The 16,383-nt window shown below is 72.4% G+C and carries 13 protein-coding genes and 1 rRNA gene; 8 read left to right on the forward strand and 6 right to left on the reverse strand.

The features are described from left to right. Positions 1 to 75 (forward strand): 5S ribosomal RNA (gene rrf, locus ABZ948_RS37330); the annotation flags it as partial. Between the two features lie 77 nt (positions 76 to 152). Here the strand turns inward: rrf and ABZ948_RS37335 are convergent. Genes ABZ948_RS37335 through ABZ948_RS37355 form a run of 5 tightly spaced genes read right to left on the reverse strand, consistent with a single transcriptional unit; the run spans position 153 to position 5,784 of the window. Further along, positions 153 to 1,463 (reverse strand): DUF58 domain-containing protein, encoded by a 1,311-nt coding sequence (locus ABZ948_RS37335; RefSeq protein ID WP_359767319.1) that lies wholly within the window; start codon positions 1,461 to 1,463, stop codon positions 153 to 155. Beyond that, entirely contained in the window at positions 1,463 to 2,452 is a 990-nt protein-coding gene (locus ABZ948_RS37340) for an AAA family ATPase (protein ID WP_359767321.1), read from the reverse strand. Before ABZ948_RS37340 ends, ABZ948_RS37335 begins: the two co-directional genes overlap by 1 nt. Continuing rightward, the gene (locus ABZ948_RS37345; RefSeq protein ID WP_359767323.1) at positions 2,452 to 3,648 is read right to left on the reverse strand and encodes a DUF4350 domain-containing protein; all 1,197 of its coding nucleotides are present in this window, start codon (positions 3,646 to 3,648) and stop codon (positions 2,452 to 2,454) included. Before ABZ948_RS37345 ends, ABZ948_RS37340 begins: the two co-directional genes overlap by 1 nt. Then, positions 3,645 to 4,412 carry a DUF4129 domain-containing protein gene (locus ABZ948_RS37350; protein WP_359767324.1) on the reverse strand — a complete coding sequence of 256 codons (768 nt, stop codon included), beginning with the start codon at positions 4,410 to 4,412 and terminating at the stop codon, positions 3,645 to 3,647. The genes ABZ948_RS37345 and ABZ948_RS37350 overlap by 4 nt, the downstream gene beginning before the upstream one ends. Before the next feature lie 4 nt (positions 4,413 to 4,416). After that, the gene (locus ABZ948_RS37355; RefSeq protein WP_359767326.1) at positions 4,417 to 5,784 is read right to left on the reverse strand and encodes a DUF7847 domain-containing protein; all 1,368 of its coding nucleotides are present in this window, start codon (positions 5,782 to 5,784) and stop codon (positions 4,417 to 4,419) included. Between the two features lie 140 nt (positions 5,785 to 5,924). Here ABZ948_RS37355 and mtnA point away from each other — a divergent pair, with 140 nt between their 5' ends. The 7 genes from mtnA to ABZ948_RS37390 all read left to right on the forward strand — a co-directional run bounded on the left by mtnA (position 5,925) and on the right by ABZ948_RS37390 (position 15,109). Next, positions 5,925 to 7,073 carry an S-methyl-5-thioribose-1-phosphate isomerase gene (mtnA, locus tag ABZ948_RS37360; RefSeq protein WP_356620109.1) on the forward strand — a complete coding sequence of 383 codons (1,149 nt, stop codon included), beginning with the start codon at positions 5,925 to 5,927 and terminating at the stop codon, positions 7,071 to 7,073. A gap of 191 nt (positions 7,074 to 7,264) precedes the next feature. After that, the gene (mtrA, locus tag ABZ948_RS37365; RefSeq protein ID WP_003990656.1) at positions 7,265 to 7,954 is read left to right on the forward strand and encodes a two-component system response regulator MtrA; all 690 of its coding nucleotides are present in this window, start codon (positions 7,265 to 7,267) and stop codon (positions 7,952 to 7,954) included. Between the two features lies 1 nt (position 7,955). After that, positions 7,956 to 10,157 (forward strand): MtrAB system histidine kinase MtrB, encoded by a 2,202-nt coding sequence (gene mtrB, locus ABZ948_RS37370; RefSeq protein ID WP_359767329.1) that lies wholly within the window; start codon positions 7,956 to 7,958, stop codon positions 10,155 to 10,157. Next, entirely contained in the window at positions 10,147 to 11,979 is a 1,833-nt protein-coding gene (locus ABZ948_RS37375; protein WP_359767331.1) for an LpqB family beta-propeller domain-containing protein, read from the forward strand. Before mtrB ends, ABZ948_RS37375 begins: the two co-directional genes overlap by 11 nt. Before the next feature lie 280 nt (positions 11,980 to 12,259). After that, a complete protein-coding gene (locus ABZ948_RS37380; protein ID WP_359767333.1) occupies positions 12,260 to 13,150 on the forward strand; it encodes a ComF family protein in 891 nt (296 codons plus the stop codon). Positions 13,151 to 13,461: 311 nt separating this feature from the next. After that, on the forward strand, positions 13,462 to 14,157 hold the full coding sequence (gene hpf, locus ABZ948_RS37385; RefSeq protein WP_359767334.1) for a ribosome hibernation-promoting factor, HPF/YfiA family: 696 nt from the start codon (positions 13,462 to 13,464) through the stop codon (positions 14,155 to 14,157). 205 nt (positions 14,158 to 14,362) lie between these two features. Continuing rightward, positions 14,363 to 15,109, forward strand: coding sequence for a response regulator (locus ABZ948_RS37390; RefSeq protein ID WP_359767336.1), 747 nt, complete (start codon positions 14,363 to 14,365; stop codon positions 15,107 to 15,109). Positions 15,110 to 15,136: 27 nt separating this feature from the next. Here the strand turns inward: ABZ948_RS37390 and ABZ948_RS37395 are convergent, their stop codons facing one another. After that, complete coding sequence (locus ABZ948_RS37395; RefSeq protein ID WP_359767338.1) at positions 15,137 to 16,309, reverse strand: winged helix-turn-helix domain-containing protein; 1,173 nt, start codon at positions 16,307 to 16,309, stop codon at positions 15,137 to 15,139. Between the last annotated feature and the right edge of the window lie 74 nt (positions 16,310 to 16,383).

The following is a 16,383-nucleotide window of genomic DNA, read 5'->3' on the forward strand; positions in this document are numbered from 1 at the left end:
AACCCGGAAGCTAAGCCTTACAGCGCCGATGGTACTGCAGGGGGGACCCTGTGGGAGAGTAGGACGCCGCCGAACAATTTTTGGGAAAACCCCCGCATCATTTGATGCGGGGGTTTTCTGCGTTCGGGCCCCTTTCAGGGGCCCTTCGTCGTTTACAGGCGTCCTGCCGCCTTCAGCGCCAAGTACGCGTCCGCCAGTGCCGGCGCCAAGTCGTCCGGTGTGGCGTCCACGACCGTGACGCCGTGGCGGCGGAGTTGTTCCGCGGTGCGGTGGCGCTCGGACTGGGCCTGGGCGGCCGCGGCCGCCTCATAGACGGCGTCGACGTTTCCTCGGGCTTTCGACATCTCGGTGATGTGCGGGTCCGCCACCGATGCCAGCAGGACCGTGTGCCGCTGGGTGAGCTGGGAGAGGACCGGGAGCAGGCCCTCCTCGATGGGGGCCGCGTCCAGCGTGGTGAGCAGGACGATCAGAGAACGGCGGGGGGACGTACGGAGTGCCGTGGCCGTGAGGCCCCGGGCATCCGTCTCGACGAGTTCGGGTTCGAGCGTGGCCATCGCGTTCACCAGGGACGGAAGGACATCCCCTGCTGTGCGGCCCTGGACCAGGGCGCGGACCTTGCGGTCGTAGGCGAGGAGGTCGACGCGGTCGCCGGCGCGGGACGCGAGGGCCGCAAGGAGCAGGGCCGCGTCCATGGAGGCGTCGAGGCGGGGGGCGTCCCCCACGCGGCCAGCCGAGGTGCGGCCGGTGTCCAGGACCAGGAGGATGTGGCGGTCGCGTTCCGGGCGCCAGGTGCGTACGGCGACGGCGGACTGGCGGGCCGTGGCGCGCCAGTCGATGGAGCGGGTGTCGTCACCGGGGACGTACTCGCGCAGGCTGTCGAACTCGGTGCCCTCGCCGCGGGTGAGCACACTGGTGCGGCCGTCCAGTTCGCGCAGGCGCGCCAGCTTCGAGGGCAGGTGCTTGCGGCTGGTGAACGGGGGCAGGACCCGGACCGTCCACGGGGCTCTGTGCGTGCCCTGGCGGGAGAACAGGCCGAGGGGGCCGTATGAGCGGATGGTGATCCGGTCGGCTTGGCGGTCGCCTCGGCGGGTGGGGCGCAGGCGGGTCGTGACGCGGCGGCGTTCGCCCGGGGGGACCGTGAGGCGGTGGCGGGAAGCCGTCGTCTCCGTGCCGGGCCGCCAGCTGCTGGGGGGCCAGGCATCGCGGAGCCGGGCGCGCAGGGGGCGGCCGGACGGGTTGGTGATCGTGAGGGTCACGTCCGCCGTGTCGCCCAGGCGTACGGAGGTGTCGCCGGAGCGGGACAGACCCAGGCGGCGTACGGGGGCGGCCAGGGCGAAATCGCAGGCGCAGGCCACGGCCAGGGGTGCGTTGACCGCCAGGATGCCCGTCCAGCTGGGCTCCCAGATGCCTACGGGGAGGGAGCCCAGGGCCGCGAGGAGGGCGGCGCGTCCGGTGAGTGCCATCAGCGGGGGACGGGGACGTGGGCGAGGATCGCGTTGATGACGGAGTCTGCTGTGACGCCTTCCATTTCGGCCTCCGGGCGGAGTTGGACGCGGTGGCGGAGGGTGGGGAGGGCGAGGGCCTTCACGTCGTCGGGGATGACGTAGTCGCGGCCGGTCAGCCAGGCCCACGCGCGGGCGGTGGCCAGGAGGGCCGTGGCGCCTCGGGGGGAGACGCCCAGGGTGAGGGACGGCGACTCGCGGGTGGCGCGGCAGATGTCGACGACGTAGGCGGTGATCTCCGGGGAGATCGTCGTCTTGGCGACCGCGGCGCGGGCTGCTTCCAGGTCGGCCGGGCCCGCTACGGGGCGTACGCCGGCGGCGTGGAGGTCGCGCGGGTTGAAGCCCTCGGCGTGGCGGGTGAGGACGTCGATCTCGTCCTGGCGGGAGGGGAGGGGGATGGTGAGCTTGAGGAGGAAGCGGTCCAGCTGGGCTTCCGGGAGGGGGTAGGTGCCCTCGTACTCGACCGGGTTCTGGGTCGCGGCGACCAGGAACGGGTCGGGGAGGGGGCGGGGCGTGCCGTCGACGGTGACCTGGCGTTCCTCCATGGCCTCCAGGAGGGACGACTGGGTCTTGGGGGGCGTGCGGTTGATCTCGTCGGCGAGGAGGAGGTTCGTGAAGACCGGGCCGGGCTGGAAGGAGAACTCGGCGGTGCGGGTGTCGTAGACCAGGGAGCCGGTGACGTCGCTCGGCATGAGGTCGGGGGTGAACTGGACGCGCTTGGTGTCGAGTTCGAGGGCGGCGGCGAGGGCGCGGACCAGGAGGGTCTTGGCGACGCCGGGGACGCCTTCGAGGAGGACGTGGCCGCGGCAGAGCAGGGCGACGACGAGGCCGGTCACGGCGGGGTCCTGGCCGACCACGGCCTTGGCGATCTCGGCGCGCAGGGCCTCCAGGGAGGCTCGGGCGGCGCCCGGGTCCCCGGTCTGCCCGGCGTTGTCAGTGGTCGGGTCCATCATGGACGGCGTACCTCTCTTTCGAGGGCGTCGAGTCGGTCGGCGAGTGCGATGAGTGCTGCGTCGTCGCTGGGCGGTGGTCCGAAGAGGAGGGCGTGCAGGTCCTGGCCGTCGCCGTGGAGATGGGCGGACAGGGCGGGGAGCAGGGCCTCGGGCGTGTGCGCCTGGGTGACGGGGACGCCGGTGAGGGGGGCGAGGCGGGTGCGGGTCGTGGAGCGAAGAGCGCTTGCCGCGCGGTCGCGGGCGTCGGCCTTGCGGTAGAGGCGGGCGCGGCCTTCGGCGGTTTCCGAGGCGCGGATCGCGACGGGGAGTTTTTCGGGCACGAGGGGGCCGAGTCTGCGTGCCCTCCAGAGGGCGGCCAGGGCTGCGGCGATGAAGAGCTGCAGGGTGCCCCAGAGCCAGCCCGAGGGGAGCAGATCGAAGAAGCCGCGTTCGTCGTCGGTGCCGGTGGCCGAGGTGTCGGAGAGCGAGGGGAGGTACCAGACCAGATGGGGGCGGGAGCCGAGGAGTTGGAGGGCGAGCGAGGCGTTGCCCTGCTCGTCGAGGCGGTCGTTGAGGAGGATGTCGGGCGCGCCGAGGACGACGGTGTCGCCGTCCCCGGTCTCGGCCGGGATCCGCAGCAGGGTGGACAGGCGCTCGCTGGGGTAGCACTCGTCGGCGCCGAGGTGCGTGGTGGTGTAGCGGACGCCGCCGGTGTCGGCGGTGCCCGCGCGCTGGGCGGCGGGCAGGTCGCAGCGGGGGGAGAGCGTCGAGTCGAGGCTGGTGGCGGGGTCGGCGGTGACGCCGGGGGCGAGCCGTTCGATGGACGCGCTGCCGGAGGCGACCAGGACGGTACGGCCGCCCGCGTCGGCGAACGCGTCGTGCAGCCGGGACTGCTGACTGCGGGTCAACAGGTCGGGTACGGCGACCAGGAGGGTCGTGTCGGGGCCTGCCGCGGTGGCGGCCTCGTCCAGGGTGGTGACGACGCGGGTGTCCACGCCCCGGTCCGCGAGGAGCTCGGCGACGGCGCGGCTGCCGTTGGGGTCGACGGAACGCGGGTCGAGTTCGCCGTGCCGGGCGTCGGAGCGGATCACGGCGATGGCGATGGCTCCCGCGAGGAGCACCACGAGAGCGAGCGCGATACCGCGCGCGCGGGTCCAGACCTGGCGTGCGGTGGGCGAGGCCGAGGTGGACGGGAGCGTGGCCTCGGTGGTCATTCGGCGGCTCCCTGGCGGGTGTTGGGGGCCGTGTTGGCGCTGCTGGCGGCGAGCTGGGGCTTGGTGCGTTCCAGGTCGCGGTCGAGTTCGGCGATGCGGTGGTACGACTGCTCGGTCGCGGACCGGCCGCCGTACGTGACGTCGTCGAAGTCGCGGGCGGCGGTGCGCAGTCGGTCGGTGTGGGCGGGCAGGGCGCGGCCGGCTTCGGCGGCGGCCTCGTCGGCGGTGCGGCCGGGGCGGACGTCGAGCAGAGCCCGCTCTTCCAAGGCGCGGACGAGGGCGCGCATGCGTTCCTGGACGGCCTGGTTCCAGTGGCCCTGGGCGGCGTGTGCCTCAGCGGCGGCGCGGTGGTCGGCGGCGCTGCGGGGGCGGTCGTCGAACAGGGTTGCGGAGGAAGTGGGTTGGCGGCGCGGGGTGCCCAGGCGCCACCACAGGGCGCCCAGGACCGCGAGGACGGCCAGGATGATGACGACCAGGCCGAGTGTGCCGCCGGGGGTGGCGGTCGAGGCGGCGTTCAGGAGCTTGTCGAGCCAGTCCCAGAAGGCGTCGAGGGCGCGTTGGAACAGGCTGGGGTCGTCCTCGTGGTACATCCGCTTGGACAGCTCGCGCCGGGCCGCCTCCCGCGCGGGGTCGCGCGGGACGGTGAGGGGCGGTTCGTCGGCGGAGCGGGCCGGCGACAACACGGAGGTGTCGCCGACGCGCAGCAGTGTCCGTATGGCGGCGCTGGGCAGCGCCGTTGTGAGAAGTTCCCCCGCCGGGCTCACCGCATCAGCTCCCCGGTGTGGCGCCGGGGGCGGTGGGGCCGTAGCCCTGGACACCGGCGGCGCGGGCCAGTTCGAGGTCGAGGGCCTCGCGGCGGATGCGCTGGTCGATGTAGAGGAGCACGGTGACGCCCGCCGTGATCGGGAACGTGATCATGGAGCCGATCACCGAGCCGATGCCGCTGACGATCAGGAACGTCCAGCCCAGGCTGGCGACACCGGTGTTGAGCCAGCCGGTGATGCCGTCGCCGCTGAGGGCCGCGGCGAGGAAGGTGAAGGGGATGACGATGATCGAGGCGACGACGTTCGCGATGATCGTGGCGAGCAGCTGGATGCCGAAGATCCGCCACCAGGTGCCCCGGACCAGCTTCGCGGATCGGCTCATCGCCTTCTTGATGCCCTGCTTCTCCAGCATCAGGGCGGGCGAGGCCAGCGAGAAGCGGATCATCAGCCACAGGGCGACGATGCCGGCGCCGATGACGCCCAGGACGGTCAGCGCGACGCCCGGCCCGGTGCTCCCGGCGGCGGCGATGAGGATGCCGGGCAGGGTGCCCACGGTGACGATGCCGGCGGTGATGAGCAGCAGCAGGCAGATGAGGCCGAACAGTTTGAGGACCTGAGGGCGGGCGTCCCGCCAGGCCTCGCCGATGGTGACCGACTTGCCGAGTACGGCGCGGCTGGTGACGGTGGTGAGCAGGGCGGTCGCGATGACGGTGCCGACCAGGGAGATCACGAAGATCACGCTGGAGTTGAGCAGGGCGTCGCCCATGGCGCGGCTCAGCTCGCTGAGGGTGGCGCTCGGGTCGTTGAGGGCGTCGGTGCTGGAGTCGTTCAGGACGAGGCCCTGGAACAGCACGACGATGATCTCGGTGAGGACCGCGACGGTCAGGGAGATGCCCAGGACCGTGCGCCAGTGGGTGCGCATGGTGGAGACGGCGCCGTCGAGGATCTCGCCGACGCCGAGCGGGCGGAGGGGGATGACGCCGGGCTTGGCGGCGGGCGGGGGGCCGCCCCAGCCGCTTCCCCGGCCGCCGTGGCCACCGGGGTGTCCGTAGCCGCCGGGGCTTCCGGGGCCGTAACCGCCAGGGCCTCCGGGGCCGTATCCGCCGGGCGGCTGGGAGCCCCAGCCCGGGCCGGGCGGCGGGGGCGGGGGAGCCTGGCCGGGGCCGGCCGGGCCGCTGGGGGCGGACCACTGGGCCGGTGGCGGCTGCTCCTTGGACCACTGCGGGCCGGGGCCCGGCGGGGTCTGGCCCGGCTGGTCGGCGGGCTGTGCGGGACCGGGGCGGTCTTCGGGCTCGGCAGGGCCGGACGCGTCAGGCTTCTGCCCGTCGGACGGGGCGGATCCGGGCGAGGCCCAGCCCGGAGTGTCGTTCATCGTCGCTCCTTCACGGTGCCCGTCCGCGGTCGCGGCGGCAGGTTGGCAGCCATCGTGCCATGGGGTGGTCTTGGAGTGACCGGCCGCGGTATGGGCTGCGTACCTTCAATTGTCCGCTCGATAGGGGGCAGACTGACCGCATGGCTGATCAGTACGCGTACAGCGGCGATGACAAGCGGCCGACCGAGATCCCGGCGATCCGCTGGGAAGAGCCACCGGAAGGTCCCGTTCTGGTCCTGCTCGACCAGACGAGGCTGCCCGCGGAGGAGGTCGAACTGGTCTGTACGGACGCGCCCGCGTTGGTGGAGGCGATCCGCTCGCTCGCCGTGCGGGGGGCGCCCCTGCTCGGCATCGCGGGGGCGTACGGCGTCGCGCTCGCCGCCGTGCGGGGCTTCGACGTGGACGAGGCCGCGGCCGCGCTGGCGAGTGCCCGGCCGACCGCGGTGAACCTGGCCGTCGGGGTGCGGCGGGCGCAGTCGGCCCATGAGGCCGCGCTCGCCAAGGGAGGCGACGTCAGGCAGGCGGCCGCGGCGGCGCTGGCCGCGGCGCGGCAGCTGCACCGGGAGGACGCCGAGGCCAGTGGGCGGATGGCTGAGCACGGGCTGGCGCTGCTGGACGAGCTGCTGCCCGGTGGTGGGCACCGGATCCTCACCCACTGCAACACCGGTTCGCTGGTGTCGGGCGGTGAGGGCACGGCGTTCGCGGTGGCGCTCGCTGCGCACCGGGTGGGCCGGCTGCGGCGGCTGTGGGTGGACGAGACGCGTCCGTTGCTGCAGGGCGCGCGTCTGACGGCGTACGAGGCGGCCCGCAGCGGGATGGCGTACACGCTGCTCACCGACAACGCGGCGGGGTCGCTGTTCGCCGCGGGTGAGGTGGACGCGGTGCTGATCGGGGCGGACCGGATCACGGCGGACGGTTCGGTGGCGAACAAGGTCGGGAGTTATCCGCTGGCGGTGCTGGCGCGGTACCACCATGTGCCGTTCATCGTGGTGGCGCCGGTGACGACGGTGGATCTGGACACGGCGGACGGGGCGTCCATCGAGGTGGAGCAGCGTCCCGGGCACGAGGTCACGGAGGTGGTGGCGCCGCAGGTGCCGGTGGCCGGTGCGGAGGCGGGCGGCGGGATTCCGGTGGCGCCGCTGGGGACGCAGGCGTACAACCCGGCGTTCGATGTGACTCCGCCGGAGCTGGTGACGGCGATCGTCACGGAGGAGGGTGCCGTTTCGCCCGTCACGGCCGAGGCGCTCGCCGAGGTGTGTGCCCGGTCGCGCCGGGTGGCGGCGGGCTAGTCGAGCGGCTGCCGGAGTGTGTGCCCGGGCGGTGCGGGCTCCGGCGTGCCCGTCCCCCGTGCCGTGGCCGCGGAGGTCGTCGAAGATCGGCAGCGGCGGGAAAGGAGGGCAGACAGTGGCGCTCCCTGCGACTATGGTCACTGGCCGGTGACCTACCTCACCACTGCCTTCGCCACTGTTATGAGAATGGGATGATGTCGTTTATGAAGGGACGAGTCCTTGTCGTCGACGACGACACCGCACTGGCCGAGATGCTCGGCATCGTGCTGCGTGGTGAGGGTTTCGAGCCGTCTTTCGTGGCCGACGGCGACAAGGCGCTGGCCGCCTTCCGCGAGTCCAAGCCCGATCTGGTGCTGCTGGACCTGATGCTGCCCGGCCGGGACGGCATCGAGGTGTGCCGTCTGATCAGGGCGGAGTCCGGGGTGCCGATCGTGATGCTCACGGCGAAGAGCGACACGGTCGACGTCGTCGTGGGCCTGGAGTCGGGCGCGGACGACTACATCGTGAAGCCGTTCAAGCCGAAGGAGCTGGTGGCCCGGATCCGGGCGCGGCTGCGGAGGTCGGAGGAACCCGCTCCGGAGCAGCTCGCCATCGGTGACCTGGTCATCGACGTGGCCGGGCACTCCGTGAAGCGGGACGGGCAGTCGATCGCGCTGACGCCGCTGGAGTTCGACCTGCTGGTCGCGCTGGCGCGCAAGCCGTGGCAGGTGTTCACGCGCGAGGTGCTGCTGGAGCAGGTGTGGGGTTACCGGCACGCGGCGGACACGCGTCTGGTGAACGTGCACGTGCAGCGGCTGCGCTCCAAGGTCGAGAAGGACCCGGAGAAGCCGGAGATCGTGGTGACGGTCCGTGGTGTCGGGTACAAGGCAGGGCCGAGCTGACATGTCCGGCGACAGTGCCGCTTCGGCGCCCGGCCGGTCCGGGGCCCGCCCGGGGCGGCCTGTCGGGCGGAAGAAGCCCGGCTCCCGCTGGGCGCGGTTCCTGGAGAGCGGGCTGCTGCAGGGCGGCGTCCAGGGCAGTCCGGTCATCCGGCTGTTCATGCGGTGGGTGCGCCGGCCGTTGCTGCCCGTCATGCGGCTGTGGCGTCGCAACATCCAGCTCAAGGTCGTCGTCACCACGCTGCTGATGTCGCTCGGTGTGGTCCTGCTGCTGGGCTTCGTGGTGATCGGGCAGGTGCGCAACGGGCTGCTGGACGCCAAGGTGAAGGCGTCCCAGAGCCAGGCCGCGGGCGGGTTCGCGGTGGCCAAGCAGCGGGCCGAAGAGGCGCCGAGTGGCACCGGCGACGACGTGACCACGGTGGACGGCCGTCCCGCGCAGAACGTCATCCAGTGGATGAGCGACCTGGTCTCCTCGCTGTCCAGCGGCGGTCAGGGCGCCTTCGACGTGGTCACGCTCCCGGCCTCGGACGCGGACGGCACCGGCGGGCGCGGGCCGCGTGCCTCCGGCGAGGTCGACTGGAGCAAGAGCGTGCCCGTCGACCTGCGCGAGCGGATCGGCAGCAGCACGACGGCCGCGCAGAGCTACACGCGCATCACCTACAACAACGAGACCAAGGACTCCCAGCCGGGCCTGGTCATCGGCAAGCAGGTCAACGACCCGAACGGCGACCCGTACCAGCTGTACTACCTCTTCCCGCTCACGCAGGAGGAGAAGTCGCTGAGCCTGGTCAAGGGCACGCTGGCGACGGCCGGGCTGTTCGTGGTGGTGCTGCTCGGGGCCATCGCCTGGCTGGTCGTGCGGCAGGTCGTCACGCCAGTGCGGATGGCGGCGGGGATCGCGGAGCGGCTGTCGGCCGGGCGGCTCCAGGAGCGGATGAAGGTCACCGGCGAGGACGACATCGCGCGGCTCGGCGAGGCCTTCAACAAGATGGCGCAGAACCTGCAGCTCAAGATCAGCCAGCTGGAGGACCTGTCGCGGATGCAGCGCCGGTTCGTCTCGGACGTGTCGCACGAGCTGCGCACGCCGCTGACGACGGTGCGGATGGCCGCGGACGTCATCCATGAGGCGCGGGAGGACTTCGACCCGGTGACCGCGCGGTCGGCGGAACTGCTCGCGGACCAGCTGGACCGGTTCGAGTCGCTGCTCGCGGACCTGCTGGAGATCAGCCGTTTCGACGCGGGCGCCGCGGCGCTGGAGGCGGAGCCGATAGACCTCAGGGACGTCGTACGGCGGGTGGTCAGCGGGGCCGAGCCGCTCGCGGAGCGCAAGGGCACGCGGATCCGCGTCCTCGGGGACCAGCAGCCCGTCGTCGCCGAGGCCGACGCCCGGCGCGTGGAGCGCGTGCTGCGCAACCTGGTCGTCAACGCCGTCGAGCACGGCGAGGGCAACGACGTGGTCGTCAAGCTCGCCGCGGCCGGCGGGGCGGTCGCGGTCGCGGTGCGGGACTACGGGGTCGGACTCAAGCCGGGTGAGGCGACCCGCGTGTTCAGCCGCTTCTGGCGGGCCGACCCGGCACGCGCGCGTACCACGGGTGGTACGGGTCTGGGGCTGTCCATCGCCCTGGAGGACGCGCGGCTGCACGGTGGCTGGCTGCAGGCGTGGGGCGAGCCGGGGGGAGGCTCGCAGTTCCGGCTGACGCTGCCCAGGACCGCCGACGAGCCGCTGCGGGGCTCCCCGATACCGCTGGAGCCCAAGGACTCACGGCGGAACCGGGGGCTCGACGACGCGGGCCTGCCGTGCGGCGGCGGGGACGGCGAGAAGCGGGCGACCGTGCCGGCGCAGCCCGCCAACGGGCCGGTGCCCGCGCGGGCGAAGCAGGACCCCATACCGCCGCGGGCGGCTGCCGCCGCGGCCGATCCGACGGCCCTGCCCGGCAACGGCGCGCGCGTGGTGCCACGGCCCGCCTCGGGGACGCGACGGCAGGACGACGCGGGGACGGCGGAGCCGGCGCCGCGTGACGGGGATGTGAGTGGTCTGGCGGGGACCACCGGCAACGGCGTGGCGAGCGAGGCGGCCGGGGCCGACCGGGGACCGGTCGTGACCGGGCCCCGGGAAGCGGACGGGGACCAGGGAGCCGCGGCCTCGGGCGGGAAGACCGAGCCGGGAGACGCGAAGAGGCAAGGGGAGGCATCTCGTGGGCGCTGACCGCGAAGGGCGCGGCAGGCGTACGCCCGCGCGTGTGATGGCGTACGCCGCCGGTGGCGTGCTGCTGCTGGCGGGGTGTGCCTCGATGCCGGACGGCGGGGACCTGCGCAGTGTGGAGTCCACCCCGCGCCAGGAGAGCCAGGTGCGGGTGTTCGCCGTCCCGCCCGGTGAGGACGCGCCGCCCTCGGAGATCGTGCAGGGCTTCCTGGAGGCGCTCACCAGCGACGATCCGGACTACAAGACGGCACGCCAGTACCTGACCGGCGAGGCCGCGAAGACCTGGCGGCCGGAGCTGTCCGCGACGGTGCTGAAGGACGGGCCCGGCGCCAAGCCCGAGGGGGCGGGTGGCCGGGAGGACACCGGCGACATCACGTACCGGCTGACCGGCACCAAGGTCGCCACCGTGGACGCGCAGCAGGCGTACGCGCCCGCCACCGGCGAGTACGGCAGGACCGTGCACCTGACGCAGGACGACAAGAGCGGACAGTGGCGGATCGACGTGCTGCCGCAGGGCGTCGTCATGGGCGAGTCGGACTTCCAGCGCAACTACATGTCCGTCAACAAGTACTACCTCGCTTCGAACACCGTGGCGGCCGGGGAGGACTCGCAGCCCACGGCGGTCGCCGACCCCGTCTACGTGCGGCGGCGCGTGGATCCCATGACGCAGACCGTGCGCTCCCTGCTCAACGGGCCCACGCGCTGGCTCGGGCCCGTGGTCCGGTCGAGCTTCCCGACCGGCACGGCGCTGGCGAAGAACGCCGGCACGCTGGCGCCCGACGACCGGAACAAGCTGACGGTCCCCCTCAACGACAAGGCCGCCGGCATCGGCGCCAACCGCTGTCATGAGATGGCGGCCCAGATGCTGTTCACGCTGCGGAACCTCAGTCCCGCGGTGGACGAGGTGGAGCTGCGGGCCGACGGTACGGAGCTGTGCGCGCTCACGCAGGGGGCGGCCGAGGCGGCGGCCTTCCGCAGCTCGGCACGGCCACCCGACTACCTGTACTTCGTCGACGGCAAGGACCGGCTCGTCCGGATCCCCGCGGGCAACAGCGGCACCAAGCCGGACCCGGCTCCGGGGGCGCTCGGCGAGGGCGACACGGCGCTGCGCTCGGTCGCGGTCTCGCGCGACGAGCACACGGCGGCCGGCGTCAGCCTCGACGGCAAGTCGCTCTACGTGGGGTCGCTGGTCTCGGGCGGTTCGCTCGGCGAGCCGGTGCTGCGCAGCCACGGCCGTACCGAGTCGGACCGGCTGACCACCCCCAGCTGGGACGCGGACGACGGCCTGTGGGTGGCCGACCGGGACCCGGACGACCCCCGGCTGCTCCTGCTCGAGGACGGAAAGGGCGAGCCGCTGCAGGTGCGCACGCCGCACCTGGACGGCCGGATCCAGGCCGTGCGGGTGGCCGCCGACGGGGTGCGGATCGCGCTCGTCGTGGAGAAGGGCGGCAAGAAGACGCTGCTCATCGGGCTGATCGAGCGGGACGAGAAGCCGGGCGAGAAGCCGGCCGTCAGGGTGGTGGAACTGCGCTCCGCGACTCCTGAGCTGGAGGAGGTCACGGCCATGTCCTGGGCCGGGGACAGCCGGCTCGTGGTGGTCGGACGCGAGCACGGGGGCGTGGAGCAGATGCGGTACGTCCAGGTCGACGGTTCCACCCCGGACGTACCGGCGCCCGCGGCCCTGACCGGCGTCAAGGAGGTCACGGCCGCCGAGGACGACCAGCTGCCGCTGGTGGCGTACTCGGTGGACGGGATCGTCCGGCTGCCGTCGGGCGCGCAGTGGCAGAAGGTGACGGAGGGGACGGCACCGGTCTATCCGGGGTGAGGCGCGGGCGGCCCGGGGTCCCTCGGACGGAGGCCGCTCGGGTGCCCCAGGGGCGGACGCGCTCGGGTTCACCGGGGTGGAGGCGCTCGGGCGCCCTGGGACGGAGGCGCTCGGGTTCCCCGGGACGTAGGCGCCCGGGTGGCCCGGATCGGCCACCGGCAGGGGGCGTCACTCGTGTGAGGGACGAGTGGATTGCCGCTCGGTGACTTGTCCACAGGCGGTTCTCTGCGGTTTTCCACAGGGGTGGCCGGGGCGGGGCCGTGGCGGCACAGTGGTGTCCATGCGGGGGTGGTGGCAGGACCTCACCGACCTAGTGCTGCCGGGCGAGTGCGGGGGCTGTGGGAAGCCTCGTGCGGTGCTCTGCGCGGAGTGCCGTGCGGTGCTGAGCGGAGCCGCGGTGTGTCGCGTGCGGCCGGATCCGGAACCGCCCGGGTTGCCCGTGGTGCACGCGGCCGCCCGGTACGCGGACGAGGTCCGGGCGACGCTGCTGGCCCACAAGGAACGGGGAGCCCTGGCGCTCGCGGGTCCGCTCGGGGCGGCCCTGGCCGGAGCGGTGCGGGCCGGCCTTCAGGGGGCTTCGGACCCGGCGGGGGCCGGGATGGCGTCGCCGCGGGAGAGCGGGGTTCCCGTGCTGCTCGTGCCCGTGCCGTCCGGGCGGCGGGCCGTGCGGGCCCGGGGACATGATCCGGCGCGGCGGATCGCCCTCGCGGCGGCGGGCCGGCTGCGGGGGAGCGGCATCCCGGCCCGGGTGCTCGGCGTGCTGCGGCAGAAGCGGGCCGTGGCCGACCAGTCGCGGCTCAACTCCCGTCAGCGGCTGGGCAATCTCGCGGGCGCGCTCGCGGTGGCGCCAGGTGCTGCCCGGCTGCTCCGCGAGGGCCCGGTCGTCCTCGTCGACGACGTGATGACCACGGGGGCGTCCCTGGCGGAGGCCGCACGGGCGGTGCGGGCGGCGGGGCCGGTTTCGAACGCTGGGAGAACCTCGGCCGTGTACGAGGGAGAGACGTGGGAAAGCAGAGAGGAACAGAACGTCGGATCAACGCGAGAGAGGACGGGCCGGCGGCCCGGCCGGCAGGGAATCGCGGGCGCGGGCGGCGCCGGCGGTGTCGTGGACGTGGCGTGCGCGGCAGTGGTCGCGGCGTCACCGGAGTCTTTCCAAATAAACCGGAACTGACTGAGTTCTTGCGTCGTTGCAGGTAACGAGAGGGCCTATTCACCTGAACGGAGGTACGCCGCAGTAGAGGGTGACGACATCCGTCCAGGCGAGATATGTTCGGTTGAGAGGGAAAGCCGCAGGCCACACCTCTCAAATCGAATGCCGTGCTGCGGGTTTTTCTTCATCACTCGCGACGGTGGAGTGGAGATCTCGCCCCCGGGGGAGGAGGTGGAAGTCACCGAGTCCGAGGTTCCGGGGTTCACCGGAGCCTGGTGCAAAAAGGGAGACGCTCCGCAGCGAGGCGGAGCGATCCGGGAACGGAGTTCTGCGTGGACATCGTCGTCAAGGGCCGCAAGACCGAGGTGCCCGAGCGGTTCCGGAAGCACGTGGCCGAGAAGCTGAAGCTGGAGAAGATCCAGAAGCTCGATGGCAAGGTGATCAGCCTCGACGTCGAGGTGTCCAAGGAGCCCAATCCGCGGCAGGCCGACCGCTGTGACCGAGTGGAGATCACCCTCCGCTCCCGCGGTCCGGTGATCCGGGCGGAGGCAGCGGCGAGCGATCCGTACGCGGCGCTCGACCTGGCGGCGGAGAAGCTGGAAGCCCGGTTGCGCAGGCAGCACGACAAGCGGTTCTCGCGCCGTGGCGCGCGCCGGATCCCGGCCGCCGAGGTCGCCGACCACGTCCCGGGTGTGGCGACGCTCAACGGGAACGGCCTGGTGACGGCTGCCGAGGAAGAGCCGGAAGCCGTGCCCACGAAGAAGATCGGCTCGCTGGAAGTGCAGGGTGACGGCCCCATCGTCGTCCGCGAGAAGACCCACGTCGCAGCCCCCATGACCCTCGACCAGGCTCTCTACGAGATGGAGCTGGTCGGGCACGACTTCTACCTGTTCGTCGACTCCGAGACCAAGGAACCGAGTGTCGTCTACCGGCGGCACGCCTATGACTACGGCGTGATCCACCTCAGCACGGACACGATGGTCACACAGGCGCACTCCCCCGAGGCGGGCGGTGCGCTCGGCGGCTGACCGTGCCGGGTGACAGCGGAGCAGGTGCCCCTGGAGCGCGTGTGCGCCCCCAGGGGCACCCCTGTGCGACCACTTCGCGCCCCGCTCCGTCACCCCGGCGCCGCCCGGGCATGAAATCATGGTGGGCACAGCCCAACCGGTGGGTCGTTGCTCTGGGTTGGCGATGGCTCGGGACCACAGGCCACAGCCTTCAGGGGGAGGAACGATGGCGGACAGCTTCGGACCGATGCGTGACGGGGGTGCCGTCGACGGCGTCGTCGGCATGGGCCCGGACTCGGAGACTCCACGCAAGGAACCGATCAGAGTCCTTGTCGTGGACGACCACGCCCTGTTCCGCCGTGGCCTGGAGATCGTGCTCGCCGCCGAGGAGGACATCCAGGTGATCGGGGAGGCGGGCGACGGCGCCGAGGCGGTCGAGAAGGCCGCCGATCTGCTGCCCGACATCGTTCTGATGGACGTACGGATGCCCAAGCGGGGCGGCATCGAGGCGTGCACCTCCATCAAGGAGGTGGCACCCAGCGCCAAGATCATCATGCTGACGATCAGCGACGAGGAAGCCGATCTCTACGACGCCATCAAGGCGGGCGCGACCGGTTATCTCCTCAAGGAGATCTCCACGGACGAGGTGGCCACCGCCATTCGCGCGGTCGCCGACGGGCAGTCGCAGATCAGCCCGTCCATGGCGTCGAAACTGCTCACCGAGTTCAAGTCGATGATCCAGCGCACGGACGAGCGCCGGCTGGTGCCGGCGCCGCGTCTGACCGACCGCGAACTGGAAGTCCTCAAGCTCGTCGCCACGGGCATGAACAACCGTGACATCGCCAAGGAGTTGTTCATCTCCGAGAACACCGTGAAGAACCACGTGCGCAACATCCTGGAGAAGCTGCAGTTGCACTCCAGGATGGAGGCGGTGGTGTACGCGATGCGGGAGAAGATCCTCGAGATCCGGTAGGTCTCGGTCTCAGCGGTCTCGGCGGTCTCAGCCGAGAATGCGGGCGAGTTCCTTCACGAGGGGTTCGCGCAGGTCCGGGGCGTCGACGCGGTCCACGCGCACGTCCGTGCAGTCGACCCAGGTCGCCGCCTCGGCCAGGGCCTGGGCGACGGACGGGACCGCCTTCGGGCCGTCGAGCGTGACCTGCTTGGCCACCAGTGTGCGGCCCTCGCGGGCGGGATCCACGCGGCCGACGAGCCGGCCGCCGGCCAGGACCGGCATCGCGAAGTAGCCGTGCACCCGCTTCTGCTTGGGGACGTAGGCCTCCAGGCGGTGGGTGAAGCCGAAGATCCGCTCCGTGCGTGCCCGCTCCCAGATCAGGGAGTCGAAAGGCGACAGCAGCGTGGTGCGGTGACGGCCGCGCGGGGGCGTGTCCAAGGCCGCGGGATCGGCCCAGGCCGGCTTGGACCAGCCCTCGACCGTGACCGGGACCAGGCCCGAGTCGGCGATCACCGCGTCGACCTGCTCGCCCTTGAGGCGGTGGTAGTCGGCGATGTCCGCGCGGGTGCCGATGCCGAGGGACTGGCCCGCCAGGCGGACAAGGCGGCGCAGGCACTCGGTGTCGTCCAGTTCGTCATGCAGCAGCGCGTCCGGGATGGCGCGCTCGGCGAGGTCGTAGATCCGCTTCCAGCCGCGGCGTTCCACGCACACCACCTCGCCGTACATCAGGGCGCGTTCGACGGCGACCTTGGAGCCGGACCAGTCCCACCAGTCGTTCGTCTTCTTCGCACCGCCCAACTCGGTGGCCGTCAGGGGGCCTTCGGCGCGGAGCTGCTCGATGACCCGGTCGTAGGCGCCGTCCGGGAGTTCGTGGTTCCAGTGCGGGCGGTTGCGGTAGGCGCGGCGGCGGAAGGCGAAGTGGGGCCACTCCTTGATGGGGAGGATGCAGGCCGCGTGGGACCAGTACTCGAAGGAGTGCGTGTCCTTCCAGTACGCGTTCTCCACGGTCTTCCGGCCCACCGCGCCGAGGCGGGCGTAGGGGACGAGTTCGTGGGAGCGGGCCAGGACCGAGATCGTGTCGAGCTGTATCGCGCCCAGGTGGCGGAGGACGCCGCGGACGCCGGAGCGGCGGTCGGGGGCGCCGAGGAAGCCTTGGGCGCGGAGGGCGATTCTGCGGGCCTCGTCTGCGGTGAGGTCTGCGGTGGGGCGCGGGGTGGTCATGGTCCGCACGATAGGGGGTGGGACTGACAGTGGGGGGTGCCGCTGCGCCCACCCGTGCCGCCCCTGGCGGCACG

Source organism: Streptomyces olindensis, from assembly GCF_040645895.1.
Lineage (GTDB): Bacteria > Actinomycetota > Actinomycetes > Streptomycetales > Streptomycetaceae > Streptomyces > Streptomyces olindensis.